Source organism: Streptomyces sp. NPDC028314 (assembly GCF_055565795.1).
Genome location: NZ_JBVHTP010000013.1, coordinates 231,324 through 251,267, shown reverse-complemented (window position 1 = coordinate 251,267; position 19,944 = coordinate 231,324). Strand labels below are relative to the sequence as shown.

Annotated in this window: 20 protein-coding genes and 3 tRNA genes; 16 read left to right on the top strand and 7 right to left on the bottom strand. The window is 73.1% G+C overall.

What is annotated here, in order from left to right:
* The first annotated feature begins 33 nt into the window (after positions 1-33).
* The 6 genes from ACZ4TG_RS28485 to ACZ4TG_RS28460 all read left to right on the top strand — a co-directional run bounded on the left by ACZ4TG_RS28485 (position 34) and on the right by ACZ4TG_RS28460 (position 6,168).
* The gene (locus ACZ4TG_RS28485; protein WP_468167748.1) at positions 34-1,602 is read left to right on the top strand and encodes a complex I subunit 4 family protein; all 1,569 of its coding nucleotides are present in this window, start codon (positions 34-36) and stop codon (positions 1,600-1,602) included.
* Positions 1,599-3,134 (top strand): NADH-quinone oxidoreductase subunit N, encoded by a 1,536-nt coding sequence (locus tag ACZ4TG_RS28480; RefSeq protein ID WP_468167702.1) that lies wholly within the window; start codon positions 1,599-1,601, stop codon positions 3,132-3,134. Before ACZ4TG_RS28485 ends, ACZ4TG_RS28480 begins: the two co-directional genes overlap by 4 nt.
* A 276-nt stretch (positions 3,135-3,410) precedes the next feature.
* Positions 3,411-4,274 carry a zinc metalloprotease HtpX gene (htpX, locus tag ACZ4TG_RS28475; RefSeq protein WP_468167700.1) on the top strand — a complete coding sequence of 288 codons (864 nt, stop codon included), beginning with the start codon at positions 3,411-3,413 and terminating at the stop codon, positions 4,272-4,274.
* A complete protein-coding gene (locus tag ACZ4TG_RS28470) occupies positions 4,271-4,663 on the top strand; it encodes a YccF domain-containing protein (RefSeq protein ID WP_468167698.1) in 393 nt (130 codons plus the stop codon). The genes htpX and ACZ4TG_RS28470 overlap by 4 nt, the downstream gene beginning before the upstream one ends.
* Complete coding sequence (locus ACZ4TG_RS28465; RefSeq protein ID WP_468167696.1) at positions 4,660-5,799, top strand: barstar family protein; 1,140 nt, start codon at positions 4,660-4,662, stop codon at positions 5,797-5,799. The genes ACZ4TG_RS28470 and ACZ4TG_RS28465 overlap by 4 nt, the downstream gene beginning before the upstream one ends.
* 162 nt (positions 5,800-5,961) lie before the next feature.
* A complete protein-coding gene (locus ACZ4TG_RS28460; RefSeq protein WP_468167694.1) occupies positions 5,962-6,168 on the top strand; it encodes a hypothetical protein in 207 nt (68 codons plus the stop codon).
* 15 nt (positions 6,169-6,183) lie between these two features.
* Here the strand turns inward: ACZ4TG_RS28460 and ACZ4TG_RS28455 are convergent, their stop codons facing one another.
* The 3 genes from ACZ4TG_RS28455 to ACZ4TG_RS28445 form a co-directional block, all read right to left on the bottom strand.
* The gene (locus ACZ4TG_RS28455; protein WP_468167692.1) at positions 6,184-7,461 is read right to left on the bottom strand and encodes an APC family permease; all 1,278 of its coding nucleotides are present in this window, start codon (positions 7,459-7,461) and stop codon (positions 6,184-6,186) included.
* A 79-nt stretch (positions 7,462-7,540) separates the two neighbouring features.
* Entirely contained in the window at positions 7,541-8,968 is a 1,428-nt protein-coding gene (locus ACZ4TG_RS28450) for a SulP family inorganic anion transporter (RefSeq protein ID WP_468167690.1), read from the bottom strand.
* 270 nt (positions 8,969-9,238) lie between these two features.
* Positions 9,239-9,727, bottom strand: coding sequence for a YajQ family cyclic di-GMP-binding protein (locus ACZ4TG_RS28445; protein WP_468167688.1), 489 nt, complete (start codon positions 9,725-9,727; stop codon positions 9,239-9,241).
* A gap of 198 nt (positions 9,728-9,925) precedes the next feature.
* On the opposite strand from ACZ4TG_RS28445, the gene ACZ4TG_RS28440 reads away from it, so the two are divergent.
* Positions 9,926-10,007 (top strand) — tRNA-Tyr (locus ACZ4TG_RS28440).
* Positions 10,008-10,168: 161 nt separating this feature from the next.
* Positions 10,169-10,597: a hypothetical protein gene (locus tag ACZ4TG_RS28435; RefSeq protein WP_468167686.1), complete on the top strand. Its 429-nt coding sequence runs from the start codon at positions 10,169-10,171 to the stop codon at positions 10,595-10,597.
* A gap of 26 nt (positions 10,598-10,623) precedes the next feature.
* Here the strand turns inward: ACZ4TG_RS28435 and ACZ4TG_RS28430 are convergent, their stop codons facing one another.
* Complete coding sequence (locus tag ACZ4TG_RS28430) at positions 10,624-11,121, bottom strand: hypothetical protein (RefSeq protein ID WP_468167684.1); 498 nt, start codon at positions 11,119-11,121, stop codon at positions 10,624-10,626.
* A gap of 105 nt (positions 11,122-11,226) precedes the next feature.
* On the opposite strand from ACZ4TG_RS28430, the gene ACZ4TG_RS28425 reads away from it, so the two are divergent.
* Positions 11,227-11,667 carry a DUF3574 domain-containing protein gene (locus ACZ4TG_RS28425; RefSeq protein ID WP_468167682.1) on the top strand — a complete coding sequence of 147 codons (441 nt, stop codon included), beginning with the start codon at positions 11,227-11,229 and terminating at the stop codon, positions 11,665-11,667.
* Between the two features lie 212 nt (positions 11,668-11,879).
* On the opposite strand, the gene ACZ4TG_RS28420 is transcribed toward ACZ4TG_RS28425, so the two are convergent.
* Both ACZ4TG_RS28420 and ACZ4TG_RS28415 read right to left on the bottom strand, forming a co-directional pair.
* Positions 11,880-12,536 (bottom strand): SDR family oxidoreductase, encoded by a 657-nt coding sequence (locus tag ACZ4TG_RS28420; protein WP_468167680.1) that lies wholly within the window; start codon positions 12,534-12,536, stop codon positions 11,880-11,882.
* A gap of 64 nt (positions 12,537-12,600) precedes the next feature.
* Complete coding sequence (locus ACZ4TG_RS28415; RefSeq protein WP_468167678.1) at positions 12,601-13,926, bottom strand: amidohydrolase family protein; 1,326 nt, start codon at positions 13,924-13,926, stop codon at positions 12,601-12,603.
* A gap of 424 nt (positions 13,927-14,350) precedes the next feature.
* On the opposite strand from ACZ4TG_RS28415, the gene ACZ4TG_RS28410 reads away from it, so the two are divergent.
* The 5 genes from ACZ4TG_RS28410 (at position 14,351) to ACZ4TG_RS28390 (ending at position 15,874) form a co-directional block, all read left to right on the top strand.
* Positions 14,351-14,423: transfer RNA gene (locus ACZ4TG_RS28410), tRNA-Thr, on the top strand.
* A gap of 48 nt (positions 14,424-14,471) precedes the next feature.
* Positions 14,472-14,544 (top strand) — tRNA-Met (locus ACZ4TG_RS28405).
* Between the two features lie 89 nt (positions 14,545-14,633).
* Positions 14,634-14,798 (top strand): 50S ribosomal protein L33, encoded by a 165-nt coding sequence (gene rpmG / locus ACZ4TG_RS28400; RefSeq protein ID WP_006604855.1) that lies wholly within the window; start codon positions 14,634-14,636, stop codon positions 14,796-14,798.
* 193 nt (positions 14,799-14,991) lie between these two features.
* Positions 14,992-15,444, top strand: a complete 453-nt coding sequence (locus tag ACZ4TG_RS28395) for an FAS1-like dehydratase domain-containing protein (protein WP_468167676.1) — start codon at positions 14,992-14,994, stop codon at positions 15,442-15,444.
* 1 nt (position 15,445) lies between these two features.
* Positions 15,446-15,874: a MaoC family dehydratase gene (locus ACZ4TG_RS28390; RefSeq protein WP_468167674.1), complete on the top strand. Its 429-nt coding sequence runs from the start codon at positions 15,446-15,448 to the stop codon at positions 15,872-15,874.
* Positions 15,875-16,735: 861 nt separating this feature from the next.
* On the opposite strand, the gene ACZ4TG_RS28385 is transcribed toward ACZ4TG_RS28390, so the two are convergent.
* A complete protein-coding gene (locus ACZ4TG_RS28385) occupies positions 16,736-17,284 on the bottom strand; it encodes an NADPH-dependent FMN reductase (RefSeq protein WP_468167672.1) in 549 nt (182 codons plus the stop codon).
* Between the two features lie 279 nt (positions 17,285-17,563).
* Here ACZ4TG_RS28385 and ACZ4TG_RS28380 point away from each other — a divergent pair, with 279 nt between their 5' ends.
* Entirely contained in the window at positions 17,564-18,097 is a 534-nt protein-coding gene (locus tag ACZ4TG_RS28380; protein ID WP_468167670.1) for a TetR/AcrR family transcriptional regulator, read from the top strand.
* A gap of 311 nt (positions 18,098-18,408) precedes the next feature.
* The gene (locus tag ACZ4TG_RS28375) at positions 18,409-19,845 is read left to right on the top strand and encodes a DHA2 family efflux MFS transporter permease subunit (protein WP_468167746.1); all 1,437 of its coding nucleotides are present in this window, start codon (positions 18,409-18,411) and stop codon (positions 19,843-19,845) included.
* The last annotated feature ends 99 nt before the right edge of the window (positions 19,846-19,944 follow it).

Sequence of the window (19,944 nt, the reverse complement as noted above, 5' to 3'; positions counted from 1 at the left end):
GAGTCAGCCGTGATTGATATCAGCCCGTCCGTGATGCAGTTCCTTCTGGCGTTCGTCGTGGCCGCACCGCTCCTCGGCGCCGTCGCGGCCCTCCTGCCCGCCCCGCCCGGGCTCAAGGGCAAGAGCCCCGAACAGGCCGTGCTGCGCCACGGCGTGACCGTGACCGGCGTGATCCTCGCCGCGGCGATCGCCCTCACCCTGGGCTTCGACCACGACGCCCCGTCCCGCTTCCAGGCGACGACGGACATCAGCTGGATCCAGGCGCTGAACATCCGGATCCACCTCGGCATCGACGGCATCTCGCTCCCCCTCCTCCTGATGACCGCGCTGCTCTTCTTCCTCTGCGCGATCTACAGCTACTACAAGCTTCCCGAGGGCCCCTCCCCGAGGGCCTTCGTCGCACTGCTGCTCGTCCTGGAGTCCGGCACGCTCGCGACCTTCGCCGTCCTCGACCTGCTGCTGTTCTTCCTCGCCTTCGAGATGGTCCTCATCCCGATGTACTTCCTCATCGCCCGCTGGGGCGGTGCTCAGCGGCAGGCCGCCGCCTGGAAGTTCATCCTCTACACCCTCCTCGGGTCCGTGGTCATGCTGCTCGGACTGCTGCTGATCGGACTGAACAGCGGCACTTTCGACATGGTGGCACTCGCCTCTGACAACGGGCGCGAACTGTCCCACACCACCCAGATCCTGGCCGTCCTCGCCATCGGCATCGGCCTCGCCGTGAAGACCCCGATGTGGCCGCTGCACAGCTGGCTGCCGGACGCCCACACCGCCGCCCCCACCGTCGGATCGGTGCTGCTCGCGGGCGTGATGCTGAAGATGGGCACGTACGGCTTCGTCCGCATCCTGCTGCCGGTCACCCCCGACGGCATGACGACCTTCGCCCCGTACCTGGGAGCGTTCGCCGCCGTGGGCATCGTCTACGGGTCCCTCGCCTGCCTCTCGCTGGCCCGCAAGGGCAACAAGGGCGACCTCAAGCGCCTCATCGCGTACTCCTCCGTCGGCCACATGGGCTTCGTGCTCCTGGGCATCGCGTCCATGACCCCCACCGGCGTCAACGGCGCGCTCTTCGCGAACATCGCCCACGGGCTGATCACCGGCCTCCTCTTCTTCCTGGTCGGCGCCCTCAAGGACCGCTACGGCACCGCCGACCTCGACACCCTCGCCGGGGCCACCGGCGCCGCCCTCTACGGCCGCGCCCCGCGCCTCGGCGCGCTCCTCGCCTTCGCCGCCGTCGCCTCCCTCGGGCTGCCCGGCCTGGCCGGGTTCTGGGGCGAGATGCTGGCCCTGTTCGGTGCGTTCGACCCGGCCGAGGCCCTGTCCCGGCCGGCCTTCCTCACCTACATGGCCTTCGGTGCGTTCGGCACCCTGCTCACCGCCGCCTATCTTCTGATCGTCGTACGGCGGGTGTGCATGGGCGACCCGCAGGCCGTGGCCGCCACGAGCCCCGCTCCGGTGGCCCTCGCGGACGTCCAGCGCTACGAGTTCGCCGCCTGGACCCCGCTCGTCGCCCTCACCGTCCTCGCAGGCCTGTGGCCCGCGGTCCTCCTCGGCCTCACCGACCCGGCCGTCCAGAAGCTCCTCGCAGGAGGCAACTCATGACGGCCCTGTCCGCCGCGGGCGCGCAGACCCCGAGCCTGGTCCAGTCCGTCGACTGGCTCGCGATCGCGCCCGTCGTCATCCCCGCCGCCGTCGCCCTGGCCGTACTGGTCGCGGATCTGTTCGTACCTCACCAGCGCAAGCCGCTGCTGGGCTGGATCTCCGTGGCCGGGCTGGCCGCCGCGACCCTCACCCTGCTGCCGCTGCGCGCCGGTGACCGCAGCACCTTCTGCCTGACCGGCGACCCCGGAGCGTGCAGCTACACCGCCGACCACTTCGCGCTGGTCGTGCAGTTCCTGGTCCTGGCCGGAGCCCTGGTGACCGCCCTGCTGTCGGTCACCGCGGTCCAGGACACCCGCATGCCGGCCGGCGAGTACTGGTTCCTGCTGCTCTCCTCCGCCGCCGGCGCGGCCCTGCTGCCCGCCTCCCGCGACCTCGCCACCTTGATCGTCGCCCTTGAGGTCGCCTCGCTGCCCGCCTTCGCGCTCGTCGGCATGCGCCGCGGCGACCGGCTCTCCTCCGAAGCCGCCCTCAAGTTCTTCCTGTCCTCGGTCACCGCCACCGCCGTGTCGCTGCTCGGTGTCAGCTTCGTCTACGCGGCCACCGGCTCCCTGCACCTCGCGCAGGTCGCCGGCCGCCTCGAAGAGGTGCCCGCGCAGCTCGACACCCTCGCCATGGCGGGCGTCGCGCTCACCCTGGTCGGCTTCGCCTTCAAGACCGCGGCCGTCCCCTTCCACTTCTGGGTCCCGGACACCTACGTCGGCGCGCCCCTGCCCATCGCCGGCTACCTCTCGGTGATCGGCAAGGCCGTCGGCTTCACCGGCCTCATCCTCGTCACGGTGATCGCCTTCCCCTCGTACTCCGGGATCTGGGGCCCTGCGCTGGCCGTGCTCGCCGCGCTGACCATGACCGTCGGCAACGCCGCCGCGCTGCGCCAGTCCGCCGACCGCCCGAACAGCGCCGTGCGGCTGCTCGCCTGGTCCTCGGTCGGCCAGGCCGGCTACCTCCTCGTCCCGATCGCCGCCGCCGCGTACTCCGCGCGCGACCAGATCGGCTCCACCGTCGCGTACGCCCTGATGTACGCCGCCGTGAACCTCGGAGCCTTCGCCGTCGCCGCGCTGGTCGCCCGTACGAAGCCGCTGCACCGGATCAGCGACTACCGAGGCCTGTACGCGCAGCGCCCGGCGGCCGCCCTGGCGCTGGCCTTCTTCCTGCTGTGCCTGGCGGGCCTGCCGCCCGGCCTCATCGGCCTGTTCGCCAAGGTCACCGTCTTCCGCGCCGCGGTCGACGCGGGCCTGGGCTGGCTGGCCGTGGTGATGGCCGTCAACGTCGTCGTCGCCCTGTACTACTACCTGCGGTGGACGGCCCTGCTCTTCCGTACTCCCGAGGACGCCGAGGCACCCGTCGAGGCCCGTACGAAGGCCCCGTGGCCGGTCACCGCCGCCATCGTGCTGACCGGTGTGACCGCCCTGGTCCTCTCGGGCGCCCCGCAGCTGGTCCTGCGCTTCGCCTCGGGCAGCCTCTTCCCGCAGTAGGCCGCCGCGAGGCCGCCGCCCCGCGCCGCCCCGCGCCGCGCCGTGCCGCGCCGGGGAGGGCCCCCGGGGGCTGCTCCGTACGACGTAACCCGAACGGAGTAACACCCGCCGCCCTCCCCCCACCCGTCCCACCGGGGCGGCGGCCCCGGCACGCCCTGGGAACCAGACGCCCCCACCTCGCGTTGACCAGGAAGGGAGGGTCCACTGGACCGCAGGACCCTCCGATCCACAGATCCCGGACGGGTTCCCCCTGCCGCACCACTTGGAGGGCGTACCGTGCACCGCCGGCACAACGGGCTGAAGACCGCCGTACTCCTCGGCGGGCTCTCCGCGCTGATCATCCTCATCGGAAGCTTCTTCGGGCGGGGCGGCCTGATCATCGCCGTCCTCGTCGCCCTCGGGACGAACGCGTACGCGTACTGGAACAGCGACAAGCTGGCTCTACGCGCGATGCGCGCCCGCCCCGTCAGCGAGTTCGAGGCCCCCGAGCTCTACCGCATGGTGCGCGAGCTCTCCACCTCCGCGCGCCAGCCCATGCCCCGGCTCTACATCTCGCCGACCGAGGCGCCCAACGCCTTCGCCACCGGCCGCAACCCGCGCAACGCCGCGGTCTGCTGCACCGAGGGCATCCTGCGCATCCTCGACGAACGCGAGCTGCGCGGGGTCATCGGCCACGAGCTGAGCCACGTCTACAACCGCGACATCCTCATCTCCTCGGTGGCCGGAGCCCTGGCCTCCGTGATCATGTTCCTGGTCAACTTCGCCTGGCTGATTCCGGTCGGTCGATCGAACGACGACGAGGGCCCCGGCCTCTTCGGAATGCTGCTGATCATGATCCTCGGCCCCCTGGCCGCGTCCGTGATCCAGCTCGCCATCAGCCGCTCGCGCGAGTACGAGGCCGACGCCTCCGGAGCCCAGCTCACCGGCGACCCGCTGGCCCTGGCCAGCGCCCTGCGCAAGCTGGACGCCGGCACCAAGCAGCTCCCGCTGCCCCCGGAGCCGCGCCTCGAAACGGCGAGCCACATGATGATCGCCAACCCCTTCCGCCCCGGCGAGGGATTGTCGAGGATGTTCTCGACCCACCCGCCGATGGCCGAGCGAATCGCCCGGCTCGAACAGATGGCAGGCCGTACGCAGTGAAGACCATCCTGAATGTCATATGGCTCGTACTCAGCGGCGTCTGGCTGTTCCTGGGCTACTGCGTCGCGGGTGTGCTGCTGTGCATCACGATCATCGGCACCCCCTTCGGGATCGCCGCGTTCCGCATCGCCCTCTACGCCCTCTGGCCCTTCGGCTACACCACCGTCGAGCGCCACGACGCCGGCGCGCCCTCCTGCGTCGGCAACGTCCTGTGGCTGATCCTGGCGGGCTGGTGGCTGGCCCTGGGCCACATCGTCACCGGCATCATGCTCTGCGTCACGATCATCGGCATCCCCTTCGGCATCGCCAACTTCAAGATGGTGCCGCTCTCCCTGCTCCCGCTGGGCCGCGAGATCGTCCCGACCGACGCCCCCTTCGCCGCCCGGTGACCCGGTTCGCCCTCTGGGGCGAGACCGAGGGCGGCGAGCAGGAGTCGCTGTGGGCGGAGGCCGAGGAGGCGGAACACCTCTTCGCCCCCGCCTGGCCACCGCCCGCGCCCGCGCCCGGACGGTACGAACTGCTCGGCTGCGCCCCGCAGGGCGACCTGGCGCGGGCCGTGGCCGAGGCGGCCGCGCACGGCCCCGCCCCGCTGGGTTTCCTCGTAGTGGAACTGCTCGACGAGCGGGGCGAGACGAGCGGCGAGTGGTGGCTGGAGGACGCCAGGGTCCTGGGCAGCCGCCCCTGTGCCGGCGACCCGTCGCTGGCCGACATCACGCTGGAAGGCCGCCCCGTCGAGGAGCAGCACGACCACCCCCAGCGGGCGCCCCGGTCCGCGGGCTTCGGGCTGACCGGCCACAACACGCCGACCTGGGGCCGCTGCCGGGACCTGGCCGCGGCCGCAGCGCCCGAGCGGACGAGCCCCCCGGCAGAGCCCGTACGACTGCTCGGCTGCCGCGTGCACGGGCCGCTGCGCGAGGTCCTGGAGGACGGCAAGCGGATGCGGAACCTCTGGTACCGGGACCTGTGGGTGCTGGACCGGGCAGGGAGCCGCATCCAGACCGCGGGCCACCCGGACATCACCGCCTGGGCGCCCTCGACCCGCGGCGAGGGCCTCTACGACCTCACCCTGGACCTGGAGCGGCTGCCGCCCCAGGTCCAGGACATCTGGCCCCTGTGGGCGGACGGCAGACCGGCCGAGCCGAACCTGTGGGCCCGTCTCGACGCCGTCGGCCGGGCCCGGTGGCTCGACCCCGCCCTCCAGCACTGCCGCTGGGGCACCCCGGACCGTCCGCCCGGGGCGACGTACCACCTCGACGGCCGCCACGTCACCGACAGTCAGGGTTTCTTCTGCGCCCTCGGTGAGGCGATCAACGGGCCCGGGGGCTACTTCGGCCGCTGCCTGGACGGTTTCTCCGACGCGTTGTGCGGCAACTTCGGCGCGAAGGCACCTTTCACCCTCGTCTGGCACCACCACGAGGTGGCCCGGCGCTGCCTGGGCGTCAGCCCGCTGAAGCACGGCCCCGAGACCTCCGCCGAACTCCTCGGGTTCCTGCGCGAGCACCGGATCGAGCCGGTCCTGGCCTGACGGTCCTGGCCTGACGGGCCGGGGCGGTCCGGGCGACGGGTCCGGTCGGCGGGGCAGAGTTACGGGTCCGGCCGGCGGGTCCGGCTGGTCGGCCGTTTGGGGCAGTTCAGATGGTTCGTGCAGATCAGGGCGATTGTCAGTGGGGTCCTTCACCATGAACACATGAACGAGACCGAGCAGTTGCTGGAGCAAGTCGCACGCCGCGTACGCAACCGCGCGCCGGGGCACGGAAAGCCCCGCCCGGCCCCCCTGGAGCCGGGCGCGCCGACCCGCGCGCAGGGCATACCCGGCTTCGCCCCGCCCCGCTGCACGCCGGGCTCCCCACCCGGGTCGGGGGCGGCGGATCCGGGCCCGAGGGCGGGCCGCTGACGCTGCGGGCCCGGTTCAGATCCCGGGCGTGAGCCGCCCGCGGAGCGCGTAGGCCAGCGCGCCCAGAAGCAGCACCGCCGCCCCGGCGACCGCCGACGCGACCGGCAGCGCGCAGGCGAGCACCACACAGCCGGCCAGCCCGAGCGCTGCCACGGCCCGATGCTTGACATCTGAACCGAGAGTCCACGCGGAGGCGTTCGCGATCGCGTAGTAGGCCAGCACTCCGAAAGAGGAGAAGCCGATCGCGCCCCGCAGATCGGTGGTCGCCGCGAGCACCGCCACCACCGCACCCACTACGAGCTCCGCACGGTGCGGCACCCGATGCCGGGGATGTACGGCGGCCAGCGCGCGCGGCAGATGGCCGTCCCGGGCCATCGCCAGGGTGGTCCGCGACACCCCGAGCACCAGGGCCAGCAGTGAGCCCAGCGCGGCCAGCGCCGCGCCCACCCGGACGACGGGGGCCAGACCGGGGACCCCGGCCGCCCGGACCGCGTCCGCCAGCGGGGCCTTGGACCCCGCGAGACCGTCGGCGCCGAGCACCGACAGCGCCGCGACCGTCACCGCGGCGTACACCAGCAGGGCGATCCCCAGCGCGAGCGGCACGGCGCGCGGGATCGTCCGCGCCGGATCACGCACCTCCTCGCCCAGGGTGGTGATCCGGGCATAGCCGGCGAAGGCGAAGAACAGCAGCCCGGCGCCCTGCAACACCCCGAGGGGCCCGCCCCAGTGCCCGCCGCCCAGCCGCCCGGCGTCGGCCGCCCCCGAGGTCAGGCAGACCACGACCACCCCGGCGAGCACCGCCAGTACCGCCGCCACGATCACCCGGGCCAGCCGGGCCGACTTCTGTACCCCGCCGTAGCTCGCGGCGGTCAGCGCCACCACCGCCGCCACGGCCACGGCGTGCTGGCGCCCCGGCCACACGTACGCCCCGACGGTCAGGGCCATCGCCGCGCAGGACGCGGTCTTGCCGACCACGAACCCCCACCCGGCCAGGTACCCCCAGAAGGGGCCCAGCCGCTCCCGCCCGTACACGTACGTCCCGCCGGAGGACGGATACCGGGCGGCCAGCCGCGCCGAGGAGTGCGCGTTGCAGTAGGCCACGAGGGCCGCCAGCGCGAGGGCGGCGAGCAGCGCGCCACCGGCCGGGCCCACCGCGCGGGCGGCCGGCGCCAGGGCGGCGAAGATCCCGGCCCCGATCATCGCGCCCAGCCCGACGACCACCGCGTCCGCGACGCCGAGGGTGCGCTTCAACTCGTGGGGAGCCGCGTCGCCGCCGGCCGGAGTCCTGGTCACCGGCGGAGGGTAACCGGCCCGGGTGTACTCCCGCCGCGCGCTCCCCTGCCCGGGAGAGGCAAGATCCGAAAGAGACGGCCTAGACGACGCCCTCGCGCCCGGGGAGCGGCGTGCGCTGGCGTTCCCATCCGTCGAGGGCGGTCAGACAGGCGTGGTCGAGGTGCCGCAGCCCGCTGAGGTCCAGCCGCACCGGCTGCCCGGGAGGCAGCGCGTCCAGGGAGTCCAGCAGCTTGGGCAGCCGGAGGAAGCTGGCGTTCCCCACCACCCGGACGCAGAGCACGTCCGACTCCCAGACCTCCTCGACGTGCACGTGGGAGGTTTCCCAGGCCGCCTTGGCGACGGCCAGGCCCAGCCCGACCAGCACCCCCTCGAAGAGATTGGTGGCCACGATCGCGGTGGCCGTCGCCACCAGCACCACGGCCTCGCCCCGGTGCGTCCGCCACAGGGCGGTCACCGCCTTGGCGGGCAGCAGCTTCCACCCGGCGTGCAGCAGCACCCCGGCCAGCGCGGCGAGGGGCACCACCTCCAGCACCTCGGGCACGGCCACGGCGAACAGCAGCAGCCACCCGCCGTGCAGCACCCGGGCGGCCCGGGTGCGCGCCCCGGCCTCCACATTGGCCGCGCTGCGCACGATCACGGCGGTCATCGGGAGCGCCCCGAGCAGTCCGCAGGCGAGGTTCCCGACGCCCTGGGCCATCAGTTCCTGGTCGTAGTCGGTACGGGGTCCGTCGTGCATCCGGTCGACGGCGGCGGCGCTGAACAGGGTCTCGGCGGAGGCGATCAGCGCGAGCGCCACCACGGTTCCGACGGCCCCCACGGACGCCAGTACCCCGAAGTCGCCCCAGCTGGGCAGCGCCACGGCATCCAGGACCCCGGTGACCCGGACCCTTTCGACGGGGAGCCGCAGCAGTGCGGCCGCGGCGGTGGCGGCCGCCACCGCGACGAGCGCTCCCGGCACGAGCCGGATCCGGGCCGGTGCCCGGCGCCAGGCCACCAGCACGGCGATGGTCCCGGCCCCCAGTGCCACGGCGGCCCAGTCGGCCCGCGTGCCGAGCTCGTGCACCCCGGCCAGCTTCGCCAGCGTCTGCCCGGGGGCCGACACCCCGCCCAGGGCGTACAACTGCCCGGCGATCAGGACGAGCCCGATCCCGGCCAGCATCCCGTGCACGACGGCGACGGAGATCGCCCGGAACCACCGCCCGAGCCGCAGCACACCCATGCCGAGCTGCAGCAGCCCGGCGGCGAGCACCAGCACTCCGAGCGCGGGCAGACCGTACGCCCGCACGGCCTCGTAGACGAGCACGGTCAGCCCCGCCGCCGGGCCGCTGACCTGGAGCGAACTCCCACGGAACCACCCCGTGACCAGCCCGCCGACCACCCCCGTCACGATCCCCAGCTCGGCCGGTACCCCGGAGGCCACGGCGACGCCCACACAGAGCGGTAGCGCGACGAGCGCGACGACCACGGACGCCCCGAAGTCTTCGCGAAACGTGCCGGCCCCAGGCATGCGAGAACCCCCTGCCACGCGGTGAATGGTTGCCACCCAGCGTGGTGGGCGCGTCGGGCCCGCGCCTAGTGATCACAGGGGGCCCAGGGAGGAGCGTGCGCCGCACACGCCCCGCACACGCGCGGGTCACCACCCGCCGGACGGCAACGGGGGCAGCCGTCGAGGTGTTCCCCGGCGACGTGCCCCCGTTGCTGCGCGTTGGTGCCCGTTACTGCCCGGTCGTGTCCCGCGAGGCCGGCTAGCGGCGCATGCGCGGGGCGCGGACCGTGATCAGCGGTAGTTCACGAACTGGATCGCGAAGTCCAGGTCCTTGCCCTTGAGGAGGGCCTGGATGGTCTGGAGGTCGTCGCGGCTCTTCGAGCTGACGCGCAGCTCCTCGCCCTGGACCTGGGCCTTGACGCCCTTGGGGCCCTCGTCCCGGATGATCTTCGCGACCTTCTTGGCGTTCTCCTGGGAGATGCCCTCCTCGATCGTCGCGAAGATCTTGTACTCCTTGCCGGACAGCTGCGGCTCGCCGGCGTCCAGCGCCTTGAGCGAGATCCCGCGCTTGACCAGCTTGGTCTCGAACACGTCGAGGATGGCCTTCACACGCTCCTCGGAGTTCGCCTCCATGAGGATCTTCTCGCCGGACCAGGCGATCGACGCGCCCGTGCCCTTGAAGTCGTAGCGCTGCGAGAGCTCCTTGGCGGCCTGGTTGAGGGCGTTGTCGACCTCCTGCCGCTCGACCTTCGAGACGATGTCGAAACTGGAGTCGGCCATGTGCTGTGGCTCCTTGAAGTCGGCTGTGATGTCCCCCGGAGGGGCGGCCGGTCGTCCCCGGCCCGCGCGGCAAAGCCTAGCCACCGCGCCCACGTGCGGCGCTGATCAATCCGGTGGCGAAGCACCCCCGCACATCAGGTATCGTTTACGTCGTTGCCACGGAGCGCCGCCGAAAGGCGGAAAGACGGCAGCGAACATGGCGGTGTGCCCGAGTGGCCAAAGGGAGCAGACTGTAAATCTGCCGGCTCAGCCTACCCAGGTTCGAACCCTGGCGCCGCCACGCGAGTGAGACCCCCGTTCACCAAGTGAACGGGGGTTTCTTCGTACGCCCGGGCCCGCGGGGCCCCGGGCCGGCCGCCGGGAAACCCGGGGCGGAAAACGGGTGGGCGGCGGACGGTTCGTACGGGCATGCTGGCGCGATGATCCGCTTCCGAAAGGCCCATGCCGCGTAAGCCGCCCTCGCAGGTCCGCTCGGGCCTGCCGAGAACACCCCGCAGGGGAGAGAGCCGCGCCGTCATCCCGGGACTCCCGGCCAAGGCCCTGGCCGAAATCGCCCGCGTCGAGCGCCAGCGCTACGCACCCGGAGCGGCCTGCACCGCATGGCTCGGCTGGCGCGCGCTCGCCCCCGGGCCGGGGCGCGGGCCCACGTACCCGAACTTCCACGACGTCTGCCCGTGCTGCGAACCGGCATGGGGCGGCGACCACCGCCGGACGCTGGAGGAGATCTGCGCCGTGCTGCCGCGCCGGTCCGCACGACAGCTGCGCGCCGTACTCGCCCCGCTGGACGCCCGCTTCCTCGGCCGCACCCTCAACGACCCCTTCGCCGCGCCGGACGACCCGTGGTGGCGCCGACGGCTGGACGCCCCATGAGCCGCCGCGCCGGGCGCGGACGGGAGCTACTCCACCGTCAGGTGGTAGGTGGTGTCGACCCAGAAGCCGTTCGTCGCGGCGGCCTCGATCTCCAGCACGAAATGGCCGGCCGGCAGCGGACTGAGCCCGCACCACAGCCCCCACGCGATCCGGGGTATCCCCATGGCCTGGAAGGGCTTCGAGGAGAACTCGCTCAGCTTCAGCGGAGTGCTGTTCAGCGCCGCTTCCGCCCGTGCCACGGTCAGTTCCCGCGGCTTGGTGACGAACGGCACCGCCGCGCGCTGGGTGTTCAGGACCGGGAAGAAGACCCGCCGGCCGCTCGGGATCGTGCACCGCCGCACCACCCGGCCGCCGTACGTCCCGGCAAGGAACCAGAGGTCGCCGGGCTGCCGCCAACCGGCGTTGCGCCCCGTGGTGTCACTGACGGGGCTCTGGTCGTCCGGCGCGGACAGGGCCCACTTCCACCACCGGGCGGCGAGCCGGGCCCCCTCCGCTCCGCCGATCCGCCAGTCGCCGTCGCCCATGCCCCACCCCGGTACTCCGTGCGCCCGCCCCCTGCGGCCGAATCCGCAGTGACCCTATCGGGCGGCTCCGGCGCACCGATGAGGGCATCCGGTCGTTCACGGGGCGTGAATTGGACTTCGGACACGCGTGGCAAAGTCGGGGGCGGCGTACTGATCGCCCTGCTCGGCGCCGGGATCCCGGCCCTGGTCGGGGCAGCTCTGCACCCCCATGTGGGGGAGCCGTACCAGGAGACCCGGCTGTACTTCGGCACCGAGCGGCCGGCCGGGCAGGCCCCCGTCGGGGAGCGGGAGTTCATGGGCTTCCTGGACCGCGAGATCACCCCGGCCTTCCCCGAGGGGCTCACCCTCCAGAGCGGGCGCGGCCAGTGGCGGGGGCAGGACGGCCGGATCGTCCGCGAGGCCTCGTACGAGCTGGTGCTGCTCTATCCCGAGAAGGAGGCCGACGACCGCAGCGTGCGCATCGAGCGGATCCGGCAGGCGTACGAGCGGGAGTTCCGGCAGGACTCGGTGGGCCGCTCCGACGACAAGGTGAGCGCCGGGTTCTGACCCGGCCGGAGCGCCCGGGGCCCGTGCGGCTCCGGGGCCCGGACCGTCTGCTTCGGACGGGCTTCGGTGCTCGGACCCCGGGCTGCGGGCTCGGTGCTCGGCCGCCGGCCGCCAGCCGCCGGACCCCGGACCTGCGGGCTCGGTCTCGGCCCCCGGGCTTCGGGCCTCGGGCCCCGACGCCGGGCTTGGGGCCACCGCTCCGGCGGAGCGGGTCAGTTGCCGGCCACGGCCTTGACGGCCACCGAGACCGGGGTCGAGCCCGAGATCAGCTCCAGGGTCAGCCCGGCCGTCGCCGGGGTGTCGACCAGCTCCGCCAGCACCGCGGCCACGTCGTCGCGCGGGACCGCCCCCCGGCCCGTATGGGCCTCCAGGCGGACCAGCCCCGTACCGGCGTCGTCGGTCAGCGAGCCCGGGCGCAGGATCGTCCACTCCAGGCCGAGGCGGGTGCGCAGGTGCTCGTCGGCCTCGCCCTTGGCGCGCAGGTAGTGGTCGAAGACCTCGTCGCCCTCGTGCCGGGCGTCGGCGCCCATCGAGGAGACCATCAGGAAGCGGCGTACGCGGGCCCGTTCGGCCGCATCGGCGAAGAGCACCGCCGCGTCCCGGTCCACGGTGTACTTGCGTTCGACACCGCTGCCCGGGCCCGCACCGGCCGCGAAGACCGCCACGTCGGCGCCCTGGAGGATCCCCGCCACGTGCTCGACCGTGGCCGACTCCAGGTCGCAGAGCACCGGTTCGGCGCCCGCGTCCCGGAGGTCGTCGCCCTGCTCCGGGTCGCGGATGATGCCCGCGACCTCGTACCCGCGCGCGGAGAGCAGCCGCTCCAGCCGCAGCGCGATCTGACCGTGTCCACCCGCGATGACGATGCGCATGTCCCGACCGTACGTCGAGCCGGGCGCGGGCGCCCGCGAACGTGCGGCGAACGGCCGGTACCGCTCAGGGGCCGGGCTCCGTACGCCCCTGCCTGGGCAGGTCCAGGGCGACCGCGACCGCCGAGTCGCAGTACTCGCGTACGGCACTCGTACGGGCTACCACGCGCCCCCGGTGGATCACGATGCGGCTGTACGCCAGGGACAGCACCCCGGCGATCCGGTCCCCGCGCACGGCGAGCAGTTCCGCCGGGAACCCCGCCTCCACCCGCACCTCGGGCAGGCCCATGGCCTGGCGGGCGGCGGCGCTGATCGCGTCGTAGGCCTCCGTCGCCCGGAGGCCGCCCTGGGAGGCCAGCAGGTACGCGGCTTCGAGCGGGTCGCCCCGGCCGACCGGGTTGCCGGCGTCGCGCAGGGCCCCGCTGCCGGCCGCGACCAGGACCCCGGCGGCCCGCAGCAGGCGTACCGGCGCCGTGCGCAGGCCGCGCCGCTCCAGGGCCGCGCAGTCCCCCTGGGGCAGGCAGGTCACCCGGATGCCGGCCGCGGCGAGCTGGTCGGCGGCGCGGGTGGCCACGTCCAGCGGGAGCCGTGCCAGGCCGCCGCACGGGCCGATGGTCACACCGGGGCGCAGCCCGCCGGCCATCGCCGCGAGCCGGGCGAGGCGGCCGGGATCGTCACCGTCGGTGTGCAGGTCCACGGGGCAGCCGTGCTCGGCGGCGAGCTCCAGGACGGCTTCGAGGAAGCCCGTGGGGTCGGGGTCGAGGTCGGGGCAGCCCCCGATCACGGAGGCACCCATCTTGACCGCGTCGCGCAGCATGGCGAGCCCGTCGGCCCCGGCCACCCCGGTCAGCAGCCGGGGCACGGCGACGGTGGTGAGGTCGGTGAGCCCGCGCAGCGAACGGCGGGCCTGGAGCACGGCCTCCATCGGGCCGAGCCCGTGGACGTCGCCGATCCGGACGTGGGACCGGACGGCGGTGGCCCCGTGGCCGAGCTGGAGCAGCGCCGCCTCGGTGGCCCGGCGCTGCACCTCGTCGGGGGTGTACGAGACGGGCCCCTCGCCGTCGGCGGTCAGGGCGGTGTCCCCGTGCGCGTGCGGCTCGGCGGGGGCGGGGAGCAGCAGGTATCCGCTCAGGTCGACGCGGGAGAGCGCGGGTGCGGGAAGGCTGCCGGCGGTCCCTACGGCCTGGATGCGGCCGCCCCCGCCGAGCCGGACGTCGACGGTACGGCCGTCGGTGAGGCGGGCGCCGGCGAGCAGGAGGGTGGTGGACTCGCCGCCCGCGGCGGGGCCGCCGGCGGGGTTCCGGGCGGGGCCGTGTGCGGGTCCGTGGCCGTCGCCCTCGCCCCGGCCGCTGCGCGGGGAGTGGGACGGCTGCTGCGGCTGGCTGTCGGACATCGCGCTCCTGCGGTGGCTCGGGCGGTTCCTGGGCCCGAGGCCGCGGCCCAGGAACCGCGGCCCGAGGCCCAAGATCACGCAGCGTGCTCAGAGCCTAGGGTGCGGGGCTCTCCGGTTCGCGGAAGAGCGCAATAGTCGTACCGGTGTGGTGCCCACGCGCCCGGGCGCTCGCGGGTGCGCCCGCGGGGCGAGTGCGGGTGCGGGTGCGGGTTCTCGGTCCGGGGCGGGTCCGGCTCCGGACCGGCGGATCCCGATGCCGAGGCCGGTGAGGTGACCTCGCCCACAATCTGCCCGAATCCGAGGGGAAATCGGGGCGGGAGGGGTGTGCGAGTCCGCCGGGAATCTCCTCCCGACCTGCTCCGAGCCCTGTCCCCGCAAAGGATTTGGGCGATCGGCGGGCAACCGTGTAATGTCTTCATCGCTCGCCCCAATAGCTCAGTCGGTAGAGCGTCTCCATGGTAAGGAGAAGGTCTGCGGTTCGATTCCGCATTGGGGCTCTGGTGAGAGAGGCCCCCCACCCTCGGGTGGGGAGTCGATCACATCAAAGCGGCGTAGCTCAGTCGGTAGAGCAAGCGGCTCATAATCGCTGTGTCACCGGTTCAAGTCCGGTCGCCGCTACACACAGTAGCCGATTGCGGGGTCGGTCTCCCGGTCGGCTACTCTTGTATGCGTTCATCCGTCCCAATTGTCCGTCAAGGAGCACTCACGTGGCTGCCACCGACGTCCGCCCGAAGATCACGCTGGCCTGCGTGGAGTGCAAGGAGCGGAACTACATCACCAAGAAGAACCGGCGTAACGACCCGGACCGTCTTGAGATGAAGAAGCACTGCCCGCGTTGCAACTCGCACACCGCGCACCGCGAGACCCGCTGACCCTAGCGAGTCTCGAATACAGGCACCGTCATGAGGTCGTCCCCTTCATCGGGGGCGGCCTTGTGTCGTTTCCGCGGCGGATCGGTCCGGCGCGGTGCTTTTTGACGAATGACGTGTGACGCGCGACTCGCAACGCGTGACTCGCAACTCGCGACTTGTGACTTTCATGTTCCTCAACAGGAGGTAGTGAGCCATGGCCCTCGACCAGACCTTCGTGGGGCGGAGCTACCCGCCCACCGATCCGTACGAGGTCGGCCGGGAGAAGATCCGCGAATTCGCGGTAGCGGTGGGTGACGAAAACCCCGTCTACACCGACCCCGAAGCCGCCAAGGCACTCGGTCACCAGGACGTGATCGCGCCGCCGACTTTTGTGTTCGCCATCACGTTCAAGGCGGCGAGTCAGGTCATCGAGGACCCGCAGCTGGGTCTGGACTACAGCCGCGTCGTGCACGGCGACCAGAAGTTCGCGTACGTGCGTCCCGTGCGGGCGGGTGACCGGCTCTCCGTGACGTCCACGATCGAGGCCGTGAAGTCGCTGGCCGGCAACGACATCATCGACATCCGCGGCGAGGTCCACGACGAGTCCGGCGAGCACGTGGTGACGGCGTGGACCAAGCTCGTGTCCCGCGCCCCCGAGGAGGCCTGAGATGACCGCGCAGATCCAGTACGCCGACGTAGAGGTCGGCACCGAGCTGCCGGCGGCGTCGTTCCCCGTGACGCGCGCCACGCTCGTCAGGTACGCCGGTGCGTCGGGTGACTTCAACCCGATCCACTGGAACGAGAAGTTCGCCAAGGAGGTCGGGCTGCCGGACGTGATCGCGCACGGCATGTTCACCATGGCCGAGGCGATCCGGGTGGTCACCGACTGGCTGGGCGACCCGGGTGCGGTCGTCGAGTACGGGGTGCGCTTCACCAGGCCGGTGGTGGTCCCGAACGACGACCGGGGTGCGCTGATCGAGGTCACCGCGAAGGTGGCGGCGAAGCTGGACGACAACCGGGTCCGGGTGGACGTGACGGCGATGAGCGAGGGCCAGAAGGTCCTGGGCATGTCCCGCGCGGTGGTCCAACTGTCGTAACCCGACGCCGTTGCCCTGGCCGGGCCTAAACGGTTCTCCAGCCGCCCCTCCCGGCCCGGTTGGGCCCCTACGGGTTCCGCCCGGGGGGGCTTGCCCGTTCCGGCCCGGGCGGTTCCGTCCGGGCCGGGCTTGCCGGTTCCGTCCGGGTCGGGTCGGGTCGGCGGGGCAACGCCCTGCTCCGCCCGGATTGGCCCGCCCTCCAGGCTGTGGCCCCTCCGGGCTTTGCTCGGCTCGGCTCGGTCCGCCGTCCGGCTGTGGCCCCTCGGGGGTCCTGCTCGGCTCGGTCCGCCGTCCGGATGTGGCCCCTGGGGGCCCGGCCCTGCTCGGCCCGTCTTCCAGGCCTGGCCCCTTCGGGCTCTGCCTGACCCCTTCGGGTCGTACCCGGCCCGGGCTCGTGCTCCCGGCCGTTCCAGCGCCCGGCCTCCCCGGTCCCGCCCGGCCCTGTCCCGAAGGGCCGGTCTTGCTGCCCAGGGTCCGTCGCCGCGTTCCGCGCCGGGCTGGCGCTGGGGCCGCTGGGCCGGTGGCTGCCCAATGCGTCCGGATCCCTGGGTGCTTGGCGCCCTTACCGGCCCGTGGCCTGACCGCCCCGGCCCGCGTGGGCTGGCGGGAGACCTCGGCTGTCGACCGTCCGACGGCGTTGGAAGCCCGGTGGGCCGGGGCCCGGCCGGAGGGGGAGGCGCGGGCCTCGGCTACCTGCTGGGCGAGCGCCTCTCGCAGGTCCGCGACCAGGCGGCTGGTCTCGCGCTGCGAGAACCCGCCGGGGGCACACCTCGGGCCGTGCGGGCCCGAAGGCGGTCGGGTGCCGGGCCCCGCCGCCGGGCCGGGCTCGGGGCGCCCGGCGGGGGAGTTGCGGCGGGTCGGTTACTCGGGGGCCGCGTCCAGCAGTTTGTGGGCGGCCTCCGCGATGCCGGCTCGGACCCCGGGGTCGGTGATCAGGCCCGTTTGCGGATCGGCGGAGCCGCTCGGCACCGGTACGTGCGCACAGGCCGCCTCGACGACCTTCGCCCCCGTGTACCCGAGGACGGTGCGCAGCGCCGCGTGGGCCCCGGCCGCGCCCGTCGGGGCGGAGGAGACGTTGATCCACCCGGCCGGCTTGTCCACGATCTCGACCCCGCCGACCGTCCAGTCCAGCAGGTTCTTGAACGAGCCGGGCAGGTCCCCCGCGTACTCCGGGGTGCAGAACAGCACCGCGTCGGCCTCCGCGATCAGGCCGCGCAGCCGGACGACCTCGGCCGGGAGGGGCTCGACGTCGTCATCCGGGTTGAAGTGCGGGAGCTCCGCCAGGTCCAGGTACGGCAAGGGGCGGGCCGCGTCGCCGAGGAGTGCGGCCACCGTCCTCACCACGGCGGTGTTGGTCGAACCGGCGCGGGTGCTGCCGCTGATCAGGGCGAGCTTCTTGATTCGGGTCACGGCCCCGATGCTATGACCGGGCAGGCGGGGCAAGGGAGTTGGATTCCGCCCGTCCGTCACACCCGTATCTCGTCACGTCCGTGCCTCGTCACGCCCGTACGTCGTCACCCCTGTACGTCGTCACGCCCGCCCGTCGTTCACCCGCGCGTCGGATCGGGCCCCGCGCACGCCCGTCGGATCCGGTCGCGAGGGCGCCCGGTCGGACGCGCGGCGCCCGTCCCCCCGGAAGCCGCGCGGGGAGGGTTGACGTAGTTAGTGATTGCGTACTAACTTCGAAGCATGGCAAGGATGAGCGCAGACGAGCGGCGCGAGAGCGTCATCCGTGCGGCGATGCACGAGTTCGCGCGCGGCGGGTACTACGGCACCTCCACCGAGGCGATCGCCAAGCGGGTGGGAGTCTCGCAGCCCTACCTCTTCCGGCTGTTCCCCAACAAGCAGGCGATCTTCGTCGCAGCCACCGCCCGCTGTTCGGAAGACATCCGGATCGTCTTCGAGGAGGCCTGTGCCGGCCTCACCGGCGACGAGGCCCTCCAGGCCATGGCAACCGCTTACAAGAAGCTCATCACCGAGCACCCCGACAAGCTTCAGATGCAGCTCCAGGCGAACGTGACCGTTGCTGCGGCCGAGGCGGCTGGGGAGCCGAGGTTCGGGGAGATGGTCCGGGCCAGCTGGATGGCCCTGTGGGACACGGTGCACGTGGCCCTCGGCGGAGACATCGACGCGACGACCGACTTCATGGCACACGGCATGCTGATCAACACCCTGGCAGCCCTGGGCTTCCCGCCCGAACACCGGGTCTGGGGCGGCTGCTAGCCGTCGCCCGGACTCAGACCGAGTCCGAGTCCGAGTCCGAGGTCGAGTCCCGGCCCCGAGCCCAAGTCCGAGTCCGGGCCCGAGGTCGAGTCCCGGACCCGAGCCCAAGTCCGGGCCCGAGCCCGAGCCCCGGGCCCGAGCCCGAGCCCCGAGCCCGAGTCGAGCCCCGGGCCCCGGCCCGACGTAGCCCCACGCGCCACCGCACCGCCGCGTTTTTCTGCCCGCGAAAGTTAGTCAGCGATAACTAACAACCCTCAGGGGGAATCGTGACCACGCAAGGCACCGGCACCGCCGGCACCGCCAGCGCCGACATAGGCGCCGACACCAAGCTCCGCGCGCCCGCCGTCTGGGCCCTCGTCATCACCGGCGCCGCCAGCTTCATGGCCGCGCTCGACAACCTCGTCGTCACCACCGCCCTCCCCGCCATCCGGGAGGACCTCGGCGGGAAGCTGGAGGACCTGGAGTGGACGGTGAACGCCTACACGCTCACCTTCGCGGTCCTCCTCCTCTTCGGCTCCGCCCTCGGCGACCGCTTCGGCCGCCGCCGCCTCTTCATCGCCGGACTCGCCGTCTTCACCGGTGCCTCCGCCGCGGCCGCCCTCTCGCCCGGCATCAACGAGCTCATCGCCGCCCGCGCCGTCCAGGGCGTCGGCGCCGCGGTCATGATGCCGCTCACCCTCACCCTGCTCACCGCCGCCGTCCCGGCCGCCCGCCGCGGGATGGCCCTCGGCATCTACGGAGCCGTCACCGGCCTCGCCGTCGCCAGCGGCCCCCTGATCGGCGGCAGCCTCACCGAGCACATCTCCTGGCAGTGGATCTTCTGGCTCAACGTCCCCATCGGCCTCGCCCTGATCCCGCTCGCCCGCCTGCGGCTGGCCGAGTCCACCGCCCCCGACTCCCGCCTGGACGTCCCCGGCACCCTGCTCATCAGCGGCGGCCTCTTCGGGATCGTGTACGCCCTGGTCAACGCCAACTCCCACGGCTGGACCAGCGCCCCCGTGCTCACCGGCCTGATCGTCGGCAGTGCGCTCGTCGGCGGGTTCGTCCACCACGGGTTCACCCACGCGAACCCCATGCTCCCCATGCGCCTCTTCCGCGACCGCGGCTTCCTTGGGATCAACCTCGCCAGCCTGCTGATGTTCCTCGGCATGTTCGGCTCGATCTTCCTGCTCGCCCAGTTCCTCCAGGGCGTCACCGGCTACTCGCCCACCGAGTCCGGACTGCGCATGCTCCCCTGGACCGGCATGCCGATGATCGTCGCCCCGATCGCGGGCATCCTCTCCGACCGGATCGGCGGCCGCCCCGTCGTCGCCGCCGGGCTGGCGTTCCAGGCGATCGGCCTCGGCTGGTTCGCGGTCATCCTGAGCGCGGACGTCTCGTACGCCGCCCAGCTCCCGCCGCTGATCCTCAGCGGTATCGGCATGGCCCTGTACTTCGCCCCCGCCGCCAACGTGCTGATGTCCACCGTGGCCCCCGCCGACCAGGGCAAGGCCTCCGGCACCAACACCGCCTTCCGCGAGGTCGGCGGCGCCCTCGGAGTCGCCGTCCTGGCCTCGGTCTTCTCCGCCCAGGGCGGCTACGAGACCCCGCAGGCCTTCACCGACGGCACCGTCCCCGCCCTGTGGATCGGCGCGGGCGTGGTCGCCCTGGCCGCCGGCTTCGCCCTGCTCCTGCCGCGCCGCCCGGCCGCCGGGGCCGCTGCGGCCGCCGAGACCCCGGCTCCGGAGAAGGTCACCGCGGCCCGCTGATCCCGCTGGTCCCGCTGGTCCCGCTGCGGGCGAACGCCCGACAGGCCACCGAGCCAGCCCGAGCCAGGCCACCGAGCCAGCCCGAGCCAGCCCGAGCCA

Coding starts and splice junctions, on each gene's coding strand:
- ACZ4TG_RS28485 (WP_468167748.1), top strand. CDS start 34: ATGCAGTTCCTTCTGGCGTTCGTCGTGGCCGCACCGCTCCTCGGCGCC.
- ACZ4TG_RS28480 (WP_468167702.1), top strand. CDS start 1,599: ATGACGGCCCTGTCCGCCGCGGGCGCGCAGACCCCGAGCCTGGTCCAG.
- ACZ4TG_RS28460 (WP_468167694.1), top strand. CDS start 5,962: ATGAACGAGACCGAGCAGTTGCTGGAGCAAGTCGCACGCCGCGTACGC.
- ACZ4TG_RS28450 (WP_468167690.1), bottom strand. CDS start 8,968: ATGCCTGGGGCCGGCACGTTTCGCGAAGACTTCGGGGCGTCCGTGGTC.
- ACZ4TG_RS28445 (WP_468167688.1), bottom strand. CDS start 9,727: ATGGCCGACTCCAGTTTCGACATCGTCTCGAAGGTCGAGCGGCAGGAG.
- ACZ4TG_RS28435 (WP_468167686.1), top strand. CDS start 10,169: ATGCCGCGTAAGCCGCCCTCGCAGGTCCGCTCGGGCCTGCCGAGAACA.
- ACZ4TG_RS28430 (WP_468167684.1), bottom strand. CDS start 11,121: ATGGGCGACGGCGACTGGCGGATCGGCGGAGCGGAGGGGGCCCGGCTC.
- ACZ4TG_RS28420 (WP_468167680.1), bottom strand. CDS start 12,536: ATGCGCATCGTCATCGCGGGTGGACACGGTCAGATCGCGCTGCGGCTG.
- ACZ4TG_RS28415 (WP_468167678.1), bottom strand. CDS start 13,926: ATGTCCGACAGCCAGCCGCAGCAGCCGTCCCACTCCCCGCGCAGCGGC.
- ACZ4TG_RS28395 (WP_468167676.1), top strand. CDS start 14,992: ATGGCCCTCGACCAGACCTTCGTGGGGCGGAGCTACCCGCCCACCGAT.
- ACZ4TG_RS28390 (WP_468167674.1), top strand. CDS start 15,446: ATGACCGCGCAGATCCAGTACGCCGACGTAGAGGTCGGCACCGAGCTG.
- ACZ4TG_RS28380 (WP_468167670.1), top strand. CDS start 17,564: ATGGCAAGGATGAGCGCAGACGAGCGGCGCGAGAGCGTCATCCGTGCG.